This window comes from uncultured Amnibacterium sp. (genome assembly GCF_964250715.1).
GTDB lineage: Bacteria > Actinomycetota > Actinomycetes > Actinomycetales > Microbacteriaceae > Amnibacterium.
This window is the reverse complement of the sequence record NZ_CAXUGX010000001.1, coordinates 16,704-30,091: the sequence shown is the minus strand read 5'-3', so window position 1 is coordinate 30,091 and position 13,388 is coordinate 16,704. Positions and strand designations below refer to the sequence as shown.

At 71.1% G+C, this 13,388-nt stretch carries 14 protein-coding genes and 1 pseudogene; 9 read left to right on the top strand and 6 right to left on the bottom strand.

Features of this window, described 5'->3' with window-relative positions; genetic code table 11:
- Positions 1-209 precede the first annotated feature (209 nt).
- From ACFE7H_RS00150 to ACFE7H_RS00140, 3 genes are read left to right on the top strand one after another with little or no spacing between them, the layout of a single operon-like run.
- Complete coding sequence (locus tag ACFE7H_RS00150) at positions 210-1,277, top strand: efflux RND transporter periplasmic adaptor subunit (protein WP_375399165.1); 1,068 nt, start codon at positions 210-212, stop codon at positions 1,275-1,277.
- A gap of 29 nt (positions 1,278-1,306) precedes the next feature.
- On the top strand, positions 1,307-2,122 hold the full coding sequence (locus tag ACFE7H_RS00145) for an ABC transporter ATP-binding protein (RefSeq protein WP_375399164.1): 816 nt from the start codon (positions 1,307-1,309) through the stop codon (positions 2,120-2,122).
- Positions 2,119-3,285: an ABC transporter permease gene (locus ACFE7H_RS00140; protein ID WP_375399163.1), complete on the top strand. Its 1,167-nt coding sequence runs from the start codon at positions 2,119-2,121 to the stop codon at positions 3,283-3,285. Before ACFE7H_RS00145 ends, ACFE7H_RS00140 begins: the two co-directional genes overlap by 4 nt.
- 57 nt (positions 3,286-3,342) lie before the next feature.
- On the opposite strand, the gene ACFE7H_RS00135 is transcribed toward ACFE7H_RS00140, so the two are convergent.
- The 3 genes from ACFE7H_RS00135 to ACFE7H_RS00125 form a co-directional block, all read right to left on the bottom strand.
- Complete coding sequence (locus ACFE7H_RS00135) at positions 3,343-4,566, bottom strand: MFS transporter (protein WP_375399162.1); 1,224 nt, start codon at positions 4,564-4,566, stop codon at positions 3,343-3,345.
- Positions 4,567-4,751: 185 nt separating this feature from the next.
- Positions 4,752-5,921 (bottom strand): NDMA-dependent alcohol dehydrogenase, encoded by a 1,170-nt coding sequence (locus tag ACFE7H_RS00130; RefSeq protein ID WP_375399161.1) that lies wholly within the window; start codon positions 5,919-5,921, stop codon positions 4,752-4,754.
- 256 nt (positions 5,922-6,177) lie between these two features.
- Positions 6,178-7,332 carry an epoxide hydrolase family protein gene (locus tag ACFE7H_RS00125; RefSeq protein WP_375399160.1) on the bottom strand — a complete coding sequence of 385 codons (1,155 nt, stop codon included), beginning with the start codon at positions 7,330-7,332 and terminating at the stop codon, positions 6,178-6,180.
- 164 nt (positions 7,333-7,496) lie between these two features.
- On the opposite strand from ACFE7H_RS00125, the gene ACFE7H_RS00120 reads away from it, so the two are divergent.
- The 6 genes and pseudogenes from ACFE7H_RS00120 to ACFE7H_RS00095 all read left to right on the top strand — a co-directional run.
- Positions 7,497-7,910 (top strand): VOC family protein, encoded by a 414-nt coding sequence (locus tag ACFE7H_RS00120; protein ID WP_375399159.1) that lies wholly within the window; start codon positions 7,497-7,499, stop codon positions 7,908-7,910.
- Between the two features lie 45 nt (positions 7,911-7,955).
- On the top strand, positions 7,956-8,366 hold the full coding sequence (locus ACFE7H_RS00115; RefSeq protein ID WP_375399158.1) for a Dabb family protein: 411 nt from the start codon (positions 7,956-7,958) through the stop codon (positions 8,364-8,366).
- 62 nt (positions 8,367-8,428) lie between these two features.
- Positions 8,429-9,484: an acyltransferase family protein gene (locus tag ACFE7H_RS00110; protein WP_375399157.1), complete on the top strand. Its 1,056-nt coding sequence runs from the start codon at positions 8,429-8,431 to the stop codon at positions 9,482-9,484.
- A 161-nt stretch (positions 9,485-9,645) separates the two neighbouring features.
- The gene (locus ACFE7H_RS00105; protein WP_375399156.1) at positions 9,646-10,572 is read left to right on the top strand and encodes an aldo/keto reductase family oxidoreductase; all 927 of its coding nucleotides are present in this window, start codon (positions 9,646-9,648) and stop codon (positions 10,570-10,572) included.
- A complete protein-coding gene (locus ACFE7H_RS00100; RefSeq protein ID WP_375399155.1) occupies positions 10,569-10,886 on the top strand; it encodes a hypothetical protein in 318 nt (105 codons plus the stop codon). Before ACFE7H_RS00105 ends, ACFE7H_RS00100 begins: the two co-directional genes overlap by 4 nt.
- 117 nt (positions 10,887-11,003) lie before the next feature.
- Positions 11,004-11,345: pseudogene (locus ACFE7H_RS00095) on the top strand (GNAT family N-acetyltransferase); the annotation flags it as partial.
- 320 nt (positions 11,346-11,665) lie between these two features.
- Here ACFE7H_RS00095 and ACFE7H_RS00090 read toward each other — a convergent pair.
- The 3 genes from ACFE7H_RS00090 to ACFE7H_RS00080 are packed head-to-tail and all read right to left on the bottom strand — an operon-like array spanning position 11,666 to position 13,347.
- Positions 11,666-12,058: a DUF1304 domain-containing protein gene (locus ACFE7H_RS00090; RefSeq protein WP_375399154.1), complete on the bottom strand. Its 393-nt coding sequence runs from the start codon at positions 12,056-12,058 to the stop codon at positions 11,666-11,668.
- Positions 12,059-12,108: 50 nt separating this feature from the next.
- Positions 12,109-12,486: a DoxX family protein gene (locus ACFE7H_RS00085; protein WP_375399153.1), complete on the bottom strand. Its 378-nt coding sequence runs from the start codon at positions 12,484-12,486 to the stop codon at positions 12,109-12,111.
- A 39-nt stretch (positions 12,487-12,525) separates the two neighbouring features.
- Positions 12,526-13,347, bottom strand: coding sequence for a PPK2 family polyphosphate kinase (locus ACFE7H_RS00080; protein WP_375399152.1), 822 nt, complete (start codon positions 13,345-13,347; stop codon positions 12,526-12,528).
- Positions 13,348-13,388: the final 41 nt, after the last annotated feature.

Below are 13,388 nucleotides of genomic sequence, written 5' to 3'. Positions count from 1 at the left end.
ACCGAAGGTCGGTTGCATCTCTCGCGGTTCCATGTCCTGGGCAAGCATCCTCCCCGACCGTCGCGCTGTCATCGAGCCGGAGTGGTACGTGGGAGTACCGCGATCACGGTATGGGAGATGCCCCACCCGGCGGACGACAGTGGGCGCCGCCGTTCCGAGACTGGACCGCGGCGGACCGCTTTCGGTCCCCGCGAACGAAAGGCATTCGGATGGCAGGCGCATCTCAGGCGAGACGACGTCGCAGGCGGATCATCGTCGGCGTCGTGATCGCCGTTGTGGTCGTGGCGCTGGTGGGTGCCGGCGTGCTGCTGCGGCCCACGAGGAGCAGCGCGAGCAGCTACCTGACCTCGACCGTGCAGCGGGCAGACGTGGCATCGACGGTCGCCGCGAGCGGTTCGCTCGTGGACCAGTACACCTACTCCGTCGCCGCCGGTGAGACGCCGGTGCTCACCGAGCTGGCCGGCATCGCGACGGGGGCCTCCGGGTCCTCGACCACATCGACATCGTCCACCTCCGGCTCCGGCGGGTCGGGCGCCTCCACCTCGGGCGCCTCCGCATCCGGCACCGCCGCCTCCGGTGCCGCGTCGGGCTCGTCGAGTTCGTCAGGCGGCAGCGGCGGGTACACCACCCGCAGCATCGCGGTCACGCTCGGCGAGAAGGTGGCCAAGGACGCGAAGATCGCCGTCGCCCGCGACAGCGACGGCACCGACCACACGGTGAAGGCGCCCGTCGCCGGGCACGTGCGCTCGCTGACGACCGCGGTCGGCGCCTCGGCGTCCAGCGTCGCCACGATCGGTGCGGGCAGCGCGCTCGTCTCGATCGACGTCGACGAGAACCGCATCGGCGCCGTCCGCGCCGATCAGACGGTCGCGCTGACGCTCGGCTCGGGTGGAGCGACCTTCACGGGCACGGTGCGCCAGATCGCCCAGCTGCCCGACGGCTCCTCCGGGGTGCAGCAGTACCAGGTGCTCGTCACTCCGGACTCGATCCCCACCGGCTCCCGCATCGGTATGACGGTCACCGCGTCGATCGAGATCGACTCGCGGCAGGACGTGCTGACGGTACCGGCCGGGGCGGTCACCACCTCGCAGGGTCGGCCGGCCGTCCGCGTGCTCGACGCCAAGGGAGCACTCCACACGGTCCGCGTCGAGACCGGACTGGTGGGCGACTCCGCCGTCGAGATCGTCGACGGCCTGACGGTCGGCCAGCGCGTCGTCACCGGCGGCACCGGCACCGTGCCGGCCGCCTCCACCGTCCAACGACCCCCGGCCGGCTGATGCGCAGGCACAGGGCGAACGAGCAGGACATGAAGGCGATGGAGACGGACATGAACGCGAATTCGGATGGGCAGCAACCGCAGCAGGAGCCGGTGCTGGTTCTGGAGAATGTGCGCCGCGAGTATCCGACGGGCGACACCGTGGCCGTCGCCCTCGACGGGGTCACGTTGACCGTCGCGGCCGGCGAGTTCCTGGCCATCGTCGGGCCGTCGGGATCGGGCAAGTCCACCCTGATGAACCTGATCGGCTGCCTGGACCGGCCGGATGCGGGGACCGTGACGGTCGCCGGCAACCGGGTCGACGAGCTGGACGACGACGACCTGACCGCGCTCCGCAGCGAGGCGATCGGCTTCGTCTTCCAGCAGTTCCAGCTGCTGCCCCAGACGAGCGCCCTCGACAACGTCGCGGCGCCGCTGCTCTACCAGGGCGTGCGGCCGCGCGAGGCCCGCGCCCGCGCCCGTGCGGTGCTGACGGACCTCGGGCTCGGCGATCGACTGCATCACGACCGCACCATGCTCTCCGGCGGCCAGCAGCAGCGCGTGGCGATCGCCCGCGCGATCGTGACGCGGCCCGCCCTGATCCTGGCCGACGAGCCGACCGGCGCCCTCGACTCCGCCTCCGGCGCACAGGTGATGGCGGTGCTCGCCGAGCTGAACGCCGAGGGCCGCACCGTCGTGCTGATCACGCACGACGCGAAGGTCGCCGCGGTCGCCCACCGCCGCGTCCGCATCCTGGACGGCAGGCTCACCGAGGACGACGCAGCATCCGACGCCGAGGGCAACTCCGACTCCAACTCCGACTCCGGCTCGGCCTCCACCTCGAAAAACCGTGAGGTGGCCGCATGACCGCCTGGACCATCACCACGCTCGCCTTCGCCCGCATCTGGGCGACGAAGACCCGGTCGTTCCTGACGATGCTCGGCGTCATCATCGGCGTCGCCTCGCTGGTCGCCCTGACGGGCATCGCCAACGGCGCCACCGGCTCGATCACGAGCTCGCTCGGAAGCCTCGGAGCGACGACGATCACGGTGAACGGCACCGCCGCGACGGCCCTGACCGAGGCGGATGCGGCGGCGATCGGCACGCTGCCGCACGTGTCGACGGTCGCGACCACCGTCTCGGGCAGCGGCACCGCGGTGGCCGGCACCAAGTCGACCGCCGTCTCGCTGACCGGCGTCTCCCCCGGGTACGCCGCGGCGGCCGGGCCGACGGTCGCGGTCGGCAGCTACCTGACGACGTTCCCCGGCAGCGGGCCCACGCGCACGACCGTGCTGAGCGCGACCGCGGCGAACTCGCTGGGCATCACCGCGAACGGCATCGGCGGCACCGTCACCCTGGACGGGCTGCCCTTCACCGTGGTCGGCGTGCTCGACGACGCGAACGGCTTCGGCGCGACCGGGTCGGCGAGCATCTCCATGGCGGCGGCCCGCGAGCTGTTCGCGCAGGCCCCCTACGTGCGCAGCATCACCGTGAACGCGGACGACTCGGCGAACGTCAGCGGCGTGCAGGCCTCCGTCGACTCGCTGCTGCGCTCCCGATACGGGCTGACCGCGGACGACACGGCCCGCTTCTCCACCACCAACCTGTCGTCGCTGCTCAGCTCGATCAACACGGTGCGCAGCCTGCTGTCCCTGCTGCTCGGCGGCATCGCCTCGATCAGCCTCGTCGTCGGCGGCATCGGGATCATGAACATCATGCTGGTGTCGGTGCGGGAGCGGACCCGGGAGATCGGCGTGCGGCGGGCCATCGGCGCGCGCCGCGGCCAGATCCTGGCCCAGTTCCTGGTGGAGGCGATCGTGCTCTCCGTCGTCGGCGGGATCCTGGGGCTCGGCATCGGGATCGGCGTCAGTGCCGCGATCGCCGCGATCGCGGGCTGGGCGTTCGCCATCTCGGGAACGACGATCGCGGTCGCCCTGGGCTTCAGCCTGGTCGTCGGCGTCGTCTTCGGAGTCGTCCCCGCCCGGAGCGCCGCCCGCCTGCAACCGGTGGACGCCCTGCGCTTCGAGTGAAGCCGGCGAGGGGTGGTGGAGCCCCCACCAGCGCGGTGAACGGCGATGTCGGGCAGCTCAGCGACGCGCCTCCTGGGCGGCGGTCCGCTCCGTACGCACCCGACCAGCGAGCGCGGGGGCGGCGAGCAGCGCGACGACCATGAAGGCGACCAGCAGCCAGAACGCGTTCAGCAGGCCGACTCCCTGGCTCAGGAACCCGACGACCGGTGGGCCGCCGAGGTTCGCCAGATAACCGAGGGAGGCGACGACGCTGACCCGGGCCGCAGGATTGGGGCCGCTCTCCGCCGCCGCGGACATGCCCAGCGGGAAGCCCATCGACACCCCGATCGCCCAGAGGACGGTGCCGAGCAGCACCAGCCAGGGCGGGCCGCCGAGGATGAACGCGATCAGGCCGAGCGCCCCCAGCACGGTCGTGACGCGGACGGCGTTCACGCGACCGAGGCGGGCGACGAGCGGGCCGCCCAGCACCCGGGCGGTCGTCTCACTGGCGGCGAACACGGTGAAGAAGAGGGCCGCGATCGCGTCCGTCTGCCGGTGGCCCTGCGCGACGCCGAGGGTCAGCCAGTTGTTCGCGGACCCCTCGCCCAGCTCCACGCCCAGCATCACGACGCCGATCATCAGCAGCCGCAGGTCGGCCCAACCGCTCAGCCAGGTGCGGATCCGTTCGCGGACCGGCGCCGCCGCGCCGGAAGGTGCGGGCTCGGCGTCCGGCAGGCCCCGCACGGCGATCAGGATCGCGACGATCGTCAGCACGGACTCGACCAGGAACTGCCACGCCGGAGCAATGGCGAGCGCGGCTGCGGCGGCGCCGATCCCGGAGCCGACCACGGCGCCGGCCGACCAGCAGGCGTGCAGCAGCGGCATCAGCACCCGGCCGCTGGCCCGCTCGAGCGCCGACGCCTCGACGTTGATCATCACGTCGGAGGTGCCGAGCCCGAAGCCGACGCACAGGAACCCGACCTCGACCACCGCGGGCGAGTGTCCGATCCCGCTGCCGAGTCCGATGATCGCGACCCCGACGGCGACCAGCGACATCATCAGCGCGATCGCCCGCCGGGCGCCCAGCCGCGACAGCATGGCGGAGGAGCTGAGCAGGCCGACGATCGACGCCACGGTCATCCCCGCGACCAGCAGCCCGAGCGCGCCGTCGTCCAGCCGCAGGTCGTGCTTGATCGTGGGAAGCCGCGGCCCCCAGGTGGCCAGGTTCAGCCCGCCCAGCCCGAACGCGACGCCGACGCCGTTCCGCCACCGGACGACGTTCGGGGCGGAGGTCGTCGTCACCGGAACAGTCTGGTCGACTCGGTCGAGGACCCTCGGACCCTCGGACCCAGCCCACCACCTCAACTACGGAGCGACATGCACAACGACGGAGGATCCAGACCCGAACACGGCGTGTCGGATTCATTCTCCGTAGTTGGGCCGGGGCTCCGTAGTTGGGCCGGGGCTCCGTAGTCGGGGTGGGGCGCTCAGCCGACCGAGGCCAGCTCGCGCTCGGCGGCCTGCTCCACGGGCGCCACCTTCTGGAACTCGACCACGCCGCGGATGTTCTTGCCCGCCTTCATGTCGGCGTAGGCCTGGTTGATCTCGTCCAGCGAGTAGCGGTGCGTGATCAGCTCGTCCAGCTTCAGCCGGCCGGCCTGGTATTCGCGCAGCAGCATCGGCATCGCCTCGCGCGGCGACGCCATCCCGTAGAGGGCACCCTGGATGCGCTTCTGGAACATCGCCATGTTGAAGGCGTTGAAGCCCGGGATCGGGGCGTCCTCGGCGTCCGGGCTGACCCCGGTGATCACCACGGTGCCCGCCTTGCGGATGCCCCAGTACGCCTTGCCGATCAGGTCGTTGTGCACCAGCCCGGCGGTCAGGATCGCGGAGTCGGCGCCCTGCCCGTTCGTGACGGACTTGGCGAACTCGACGGCCTCGTCGATGTCGGTGAAGCCCTCCGTCGCGCCGAACTGCCGCGCCCAGTCCAGCTTCTGCTCGATCAGGTCGACCGCGATCACGTGCGCCGCGCCGGAGAGTGCCGCGCCCTGCACCGCGTTGATGCCGACGCCGCCGATTCCGATGACGAGCACGACGTCGCCGGAGCGCACCTCGGCCGCGTTGGTCGCCGAGCCGAAGCCGGTCTGCACGCCGCAGGCGACCAGGCAGGCGACGTCGAGCGGGATGGTCGGATCGATCTTCACCACGGAGGTCTGGTCGTAGACCTGCCACTCGGCGAAGGTGCCGAGCGCGCTCGCGGTGCCCACGTCCCTGCCGTCCGCGTGCATGCGGAAACCGCCCGCCGGCTGGTCGCCCTGCAGGATGATCGCTCCCGCGTCGCACAGGTTCTGCTTGCCGGAGGCGCACCAGCGGCACTTGCCGCAGGCGGGGATGAACGAGGTGATGATGTGGTCGCCCTCAGCGATGTCGTGGACCTCGGAGCCGACCTTGCGGACGATTCCCGAGCCCTCGTGACCGCCGACCAGCGGCAGTCCGCCGACGTGGATGTCGCCGGTGACGAAGTGGTCGTCGGAGTGACAGAGCCCGGTCGCGACCATCTCGACGAGCACTTCAGTGGGACCCGGGTCGTCCAGGTCGACCTCTTGCACCTGCCAGTTGCCGGGCTGTTCCCAGACCAATGCAGCACGTGTCTTCATGTGGCGTCCTCCAGACGTCGTCGTCAATGACTCGACGTGGAAGCGTCTGATGTGAAGCGCCGGCACCGCGTCGAGCCGTGGCGATCTCGGACGGACCGCCTGAATCGGACTGTAGGCCTGTCGCGCGAGACCCGCCAGGACATATTCGGCAATCAGTGCCATAACTCGGCCGGCCCACAGCCTCGAGCAGTGCCGGCAGTATCGAGCGGGCCCCCGACTCGAGCAGGACGGTCGCCGGGCAGGGCGATCGCCCGCGTCAGAGCAGGTCTGCGGAGGCGCGGAGGGGGCGGAAGAAGTCCCGCAGGTCGGTGACGTACCGCGCCGGGTTTTCCAGCGCCAGAAAGTGACCGCCGCGATCCGGCCCGCGCCACTGCCGCAGGTCGCGGTAGCTGCGCTCGGCGAACGACCGGGGGTAGCCGGCGTCCTCGGGCGTCAGCGACACCGCGGCGGGTACCTCGATCGGCGGCAGGTCCGGCGTCGCGGCATCGTCCGAGTACGGGCGGAACGAGCTGCCGATGCAGCCGCTGAACCAGTAGACCGACACGATCGCGGCGAGCGTCTCCGGCCCGATGACCTCGTCGACGTCGCCGTCGGTCCAGTCGTGGTACTTCTCCGCGATCCAGGCGGCCAGCCCGGCCGGCGAGTCGGCCAGGGCCGCGGCGAGGGTGTCGGGCCGCGACTCCTGCACCGCCGCGTAGGCGGCGTCGTAGCCCGGCTCGGCCGCCCGGTCGGCGAGGTACGCCCGCTCCTCGTCGGTGAGCGGCAGGGCGGGATCGATCGGCGGGTGCAGCGGCGGGTGGTGGGTGGCCACGCCGACGACATGATCCGCATGCATCGCCCCCAGGAAGTTCGTGACGTGTGCACCGATGTCACCGCCGGCTGCCCCGAACCGCGGATGGCCGAGGTGCCGCACGAGCAGCTCGTCCCAGATCGCCGCGATCCGGGCGGGCTGCACCGCGCCGTCCGGCGGCAGTCCGGACCAGCCGAACCCGGGCAGGCTCGGGATCACGACCGTGAAGGCGTCCTCGGCGTCGCCGCCGAACGCCGTGGGGTCCGTGAGGGGACCGATCACCCGCTCGAACTCCAGGAACGTACTCGGCCAGCCGTGGGTCAGCACGAGCGGCAGGGGCGACCGACCGGCGGAGGCGACGCCGGGGACCTCGATCACATGCACGGCGGTGCCCGCGACCGCCAGGATCCGCTGCGGCAGTGCGTCGATCCGGCCCTGCACCGCCGGCCAGTCGAACGCGTCGGCCCAGTAGGCGACGAAGCCGTGCAGCCAGTCTGGGTCGGTCCCTCCGCTCCATCCGGGCAGCACTCGCGGGACGCGACGGGTTGCTCGCAGGCGGTGCCGCAGATCGGCCAGCCGCGCCGCGGACACGTCGACGGTGAAGGAGTCGTCCTCGGTCATGCGACGAGTCAACCGAGGCGGATGGCGCGGCACAACGCTGCTGCGCCATCAACCGAGCCCGACGCGCGACTTCCCAGCGGGCATCTCTCCCTGCCACGCTGGCCCGGCAACACGACGACACGACGAATGCGTCACGACGAACACCTCCGGACGAAGGAGTACCGATGGCTGTCCTCAACCCGTACCTCGGCTTCCGCGGGAACGCCCGCGAGGCGATGGAGTTCTACCGCGACTCGCTCGGCGGCGACCTGGATGTGACCACGTTCAAGGACTTCCACGCCAGCCAGGATCCGAGCGAGGACGACCTGGTCATGCACGCCCGGCTGATGACGCCGAGCGGCTTCGTGCTGATGGGGTCGGACACCCCGAACCGCATGCCGTACAACCCCGGCGACACTATCTCTGTGTCGCTCGGCGGCGTGGAGCGTGAGGAGCTGGAGGGGTACTGGGCGGCGCTGTCCGAGGGGGCGACCATCCTGGAGCCCCTGACGCAGGCGCCCTGGGGCGACAGCTTCGGCATGCTGCGGGACAGGTTCGGGGTGACCTGGCTGGTGAACATCGCGGGCGCCCCGGCGTGAGTCGACGAATCGGGCTCTGAGCGTTCGGTCGTACTGTCGCTCACGATGAGTGACACGACCGCACCGCCGCTCCGCACCTCCCCCGACTACCGGCCGGGCGCCATCGTGCACGTCGTGCTGTTCCGCTTCCGCGACTCCACGTCGGCTGAGGAACGGCAGGAGGTGGAACGGCGGTTCCACGCGCTCGCCGACGGCGTGCGGCACGGACGCAGATACATCCGGTCGATCCGCAGCGGGGCGCAGATCAGCCCGGAGGACGCCGGGCACGGTTTCGAGCTCGGCTTCGTCGTGGAGTTCTCCTCGGAGGGCGACCGCAACTACTACCTGGGTCGCCCCGTCGTCGGCGACTCGGACGACTTCGACCCGGACCACGACGCGTTCAAGCGGTTCGTGGCTCCGCTGGTCGCACCCGACGGTGCCGGTGTGCTGACCTTCGACCTGCACGCCGGCGCCTGACGAGTCGGGCGCACGGATTGCGGCGACCGATCACCGCGGCGAGCCAGTATTCCGGTGGCGGCATGAACCCGACGCAGGGCGAGCCGGTCCTGCAGACCCGGCTGCCGTCGCTGACGTCGCTGCGGTTCTTCGCCGCCGCGCTGGTCGTCGTGGTCCACCTGCAGGCGATCTGGCCGGGGGCGGTGATCCTGCAGCGCGGCGAGGTCGGCGTGTCGTTCTTCTACGTGTTGAGCGGCTTCATCCTGGCCTGGCGGCCGTCCAGCGGGGACACGGCCGCCCGGTTCTACCGCCGCCGGTTCGCGCGGATCGTGCCCGTGCACCTGCTCACCTGGGCGGTCGCGATCGCCGTATATGCCGGGATCAGCGGCTCGTTCGGGCCGCTGCTCGGCGACGGACTGAGCCTGGTGCTGCTGCAGGCGTGGGTTCCGGTCGGCGCGATCGCCTACTCGGCCAACGGAGTGGCGTGGTCGCTGTCGGTCGAGGTGCTGTTCTACGCGTGCTTCCCGCTCCTGCTGCGGCTGCTGCGTCGGTTGATGGATCGGCCGCCGGACCGCCCATCGGCACGCGGCCTGTGGATCGTGGTCGGCGCGATGCTGGGCCTCGTCCTGCTCGTGCCGCTGGTCGCTCCCCCTCCGCCGTTCGCCTACATCTTCCCGCCGGCCCGGCTCCCGGAGTTCGTCATCGGGGTCGCGGTGTCCCTGCTGGTACAGGCGGGGTGGCGGCCGCCGATCGGCTTCCTGCCGGCCGCCGTGATCGCCGGCGCCGCGGTCGCGGTCGGCTTCGTGCCGGGGTTCCCCGAGCGGTGGGTGTTCGCCGCGGTGACCGTCGTTCCGTTCGCCCTGCTGATCGCGGCGGCGTGCCGGAGCGACGTCGACGGCACGTCCCGGCTGGCCGGGCGGGCGTGGGTGCGGCTCGGTGAGTGGTCGTTCGCGCTCTTCATGACGCACCAGATCGTGCTCCGCGCGTTCGACGCAATCGTGCCGGATCAGGGACTGAGGGTCGTGCTGCTGGTGCCGGTGCTCGCCCTGTGCGTCGCGATCGCAGGCGCAACGTTCCACTTCGTGGAGCGGCCGCTGGAACGACGGCTCCGGGGTCCCGCCGCGCGACCGATGCGCTGAGCGCCGAGGAATACGCGCCGAGGAATTCAGGAGAATCGAGGAATGAAGGCGCGACACGCACGATCCGCCTGCATTGCTCGAAAATGCCTGAATTCCTCGGGCGGGCGACCGCGGCGGAGCCGGTGCGGCCGACGCCCAGCGGAGGTCGGGAGGATCGCAGCATGAAGACGCTGCGACTCCCCCAGACCGACATCGACGCCGGGAACATCGTGCTCGGCCTGATGCGCATCCCCGAGCTCACCGACGAGCAGATCCGCACCCTGGTCGGCACCGCCCGCGACGCCGGCGTGACGATGTTCGACCATGCCGACGTGTACGGCGGCGACCACCTGTGCGAGCGACGCTTCGGCGAGGCCGTCGCGTTCGCAGCGGGTGAGCGGGAGTCGATCCAGCTGCAGTCCAAGGTGGGCATCCGCGACGGCTACTGGGACTTCTCCACCGAGCACATCCTGGAGTCCGTCGACACGTCGCTCGCGGCCCTGCGCACCGACTACCTCGACGTGCTGCTGCTGCACCGCCCGGATGCACTCGTGGAGCCGCAGGAGGTCGCCGCCGCGTTCGACGCGCTGGCCGACGCGGGCAAGGTGCGGCACTTCGGCGTCTCCAACCACACGCCGCTGCAGGTGGACCTGCTGAAGACCGCGGTCCGCCAGCCGCTCGCGATCAACCAGGTGCAGCTCAGCATCACGCACGCGCCGCTGGTCGCGACCGGGGTGACGCCGAACATGCAGGATCTGCCGCAGTCCATCGACCGCGACAACGGCATCCTCGACTACAGCCGCCTGCACGGCATCACGCTGCAGGCCTGGTCGCCGTTCCAGGCCGGCTTCTTCACCGGCACCTTCATCGGCGACCGCGAGCACTACGCCGACCTGAACGACGTGCTCGACGAGTTGGCCGCCAAGTACGACGTGACGCCTACGGGCATCGCGACGGCCTGGATCACCCGTCATCCCGCCGACATGCAGGTCGTGCTCGGCACCACCAAGCCGGAGCGGGTGCTGCAGGCGGTCGCCGGATCGGAGCTGTCGCTGACCCGCCCCGAGTGGTACCGCCTCTACGCCGCGGCCGGCTATCTGGTGCCGTGAGCGACTCGATGGACGGTGTCTGGGTCGTGCACGCGGCGACGCCGCTCGGGCAGATCGACATCGAGATGACGGTGACGACCCACGACGGCGTCGTCACCGCCGTCGCGGCCGGGTCCGGTCAGCGCCTGCAGCTGGAGGGCATCACGATGACGCCGGAGGGGGACGGTGAGCGGGTGCGGTGGACGCAGCAGCTGACCGAGCCGATGCGCATCCGTGTCGCCGTCGACGTACTGGTCACCGGCGACACGCTCGCGGGCACGGCGAAGGCGGGAATCTTTCCACGTTCCAAGGTCAGCGGTCGCCGCATCGGCTGAAGCCGCGGCCTGGCTCGATCCGCACCTCCTCGGTCGCATCCGCGTGACGTGCGTTCGTCAGAGGGCGCATGAATCCAGCGGGTTGAGGGCGTCCGGACCCGTCTCGATACTGGGTGGATGGGAATCGCGGTCGTACCCGCACTCGGCCGGTTCGAGGACGTGGCCGCGGTCGTCGGTACCAAGCGCCCCGACGCCCGCGGCTGCTGGTGCATGAGTTACCGGGACACCAGCGCCCCCGCTCTCGAGCGACCGCGGGCGATGCGAGCCGAGTGCGAGCAGGAGCCTGGACCCGGAGTGCTCGCCTACGTCGACGGCGAGGTCGCCGGCTGGTGTTCGATCGCGCCGCGCAGCAGCTATCGCCGTCTCATGCGATCCCGCACCATCCCGTTCCTCGACGAACGGGACGCGTGGAGCGCTGTGTGCTTCGTCGTGCGGCCGGGGTGGCGCGGGCGGGGCCTGATGACCGAGCTGCTCGCCGGTGCCGTCGATCACGCCGCAGCCAATGGCGCCGAAGTGATCGAGGGCTACCCGGTTGAAACCGGTCCGGGCAGGGTCGACGTCATCTCGGCATATATGTCGGAACCACCGCGCTCTTCGAGCGCGTGGGCTTTACCCGTGCCGCCGAGACGTCGGCGCACAGCGGAGGTCGGCTCCGCTGGATCATGCGTCGCGAACTGCAGCGCAGGCCGGAGGGCTTCCGCAGTCTGCACTGAACTCGCCGGCCCTCGCCCTCGCCCTCGCCCTCGATGTGCACGGTGGAGAAGGCCAGGAGGTGACGGTCAGCGCAGCAGCGCGCCGATCCCGAGCGCGAGCAGGCCGAGCGCCGGCGGGGTCAGTTGCAGCAGCGCCGCCCGCCGCAGGCTCGGATCGGAGAGCAGCAGCACCAGGCCGGCGCCCACCATGGATCCCGCGCCGGCGAGGATCAGCGCGTACCCGGCCGCAGGTGCTCCGGCGGGCACGAGTACCACGCCGACGATCGTCACCACCGCGATGAACAGGTTGTAGAAGCCCTGGTTGAACGCCAGCGGCCGGGTCGTCTCCGCCTCCTCGGCGCTACCGACACCGAACACGGCACGGGTCGCGGGCCGCGTCCAGCGGAGCGACTCGAGCACGAAGACGTACCCGTGGAAGACGGCACCGAGCGACACCAGTACGAGCCCGACGACGGTCATGCCTCATCTTGGCGGTCCGGAGCGGCCGATCACGGCCGATCACGTCGCGGCTACAGGGTGCCGAACGCTCCGAAGCGCGCGAGCGCCACGAAGGCCGCCAGCAGGATCAGCACGACATTGATGGGCAGCATCTGCCGCTCGCCGCGACGCACGTGAACCACCAGCGCGCCGATCTGCAGCAGCACCAGGCCCGTGGCGGCGAGCGCGGCCAGTATCGGGGCGATCCCGGTTAGCGGCGGCAGGATCAGGCCGATCGCGGCGAGCACCTCCAGCACCCCGATCGCGGTGACGGCCCGCTGCGAGTAGTCGTCGACCCACGCCAGCTGCGGCCGCGGCAGCTTCGCCTTGGGCGTGACGATCTTGAAGATCCCCGCGCCCAGATTCACCACGGCCAGCAGTGCGGAGACGATCCAGACGGCGACGATCACGGTGCTCCTTCGGATGGACTGTCGGTCAGGCGGCGAGCGTCAGGTGGCCGCGAGGCGTGCCCGCTCGGCGACCACGTCGAAGTTCACCCGCGGCCACTGCGGGTCGAGCCGTCGCAGGCCGTCGAGCAGGATGCGCTGCACCGCCCACCGCGCGTACCACGTGTGGTCCGCCGGCACGATGAACCAGGGCGCCTCGCGGGTCGACGTGCGGGTCAGCGCGATCTCGTAGGCGGTCATGTACTCCGCCCATCTGGACCGCTCGTCGACGTCCTTCGGGTCATACTTCCACTGCTTGTCGACCCGGTCCAGGCGGCGCTGCAGCCGTTCGCGCTGCTCCTCCGCCGACAGGTGCAGCATCACCTTCAGCACCGTCGTGCCCCGCTCCGCGAGCTCCCGCTCGAACGCGGCGATCGCCTCGTACCGCTGCTCGATGACCGGCGGAGGAGCCAGGGCGCGCACGCGGGCGATCAGCACGTCCTCGTAGTGCGAGCGGTCGAAGACGCCGACCATGCCGGCGTCCGGCAGTTGCCGCCGGATGCGCCACAGGAAGTCGTGCGAGCGCTCCTCCTCCGTCGGCGCCTTGAACGCGTGCAGGTGCACACCCTGCGGGTCGAGCCGCCCGACCACATGGCGGACGATGCCGCCCTTGCCGGCGGTGTCCATCGCCTGCAGCACCAGCAGCACGGAGCGGATGCCGCCCTGCTTGCTCTCCGCGTAGAGGCGCTCCTGCAGGTCGCTGAGCTCGGCCGCCTGCTCGTCCGACTCGCGGGCGGCGGCCTTCTTGCCGGCGATGCCGGGCGTGGAGCGCGGGTCGATGTCCGCCAGGTGCACGGCGCCGTGCACCGGCTGGGGTCCGTTCATCCGGTCACAGTAGTGACGGGGTGCGACCCGGGCGGCGTCCC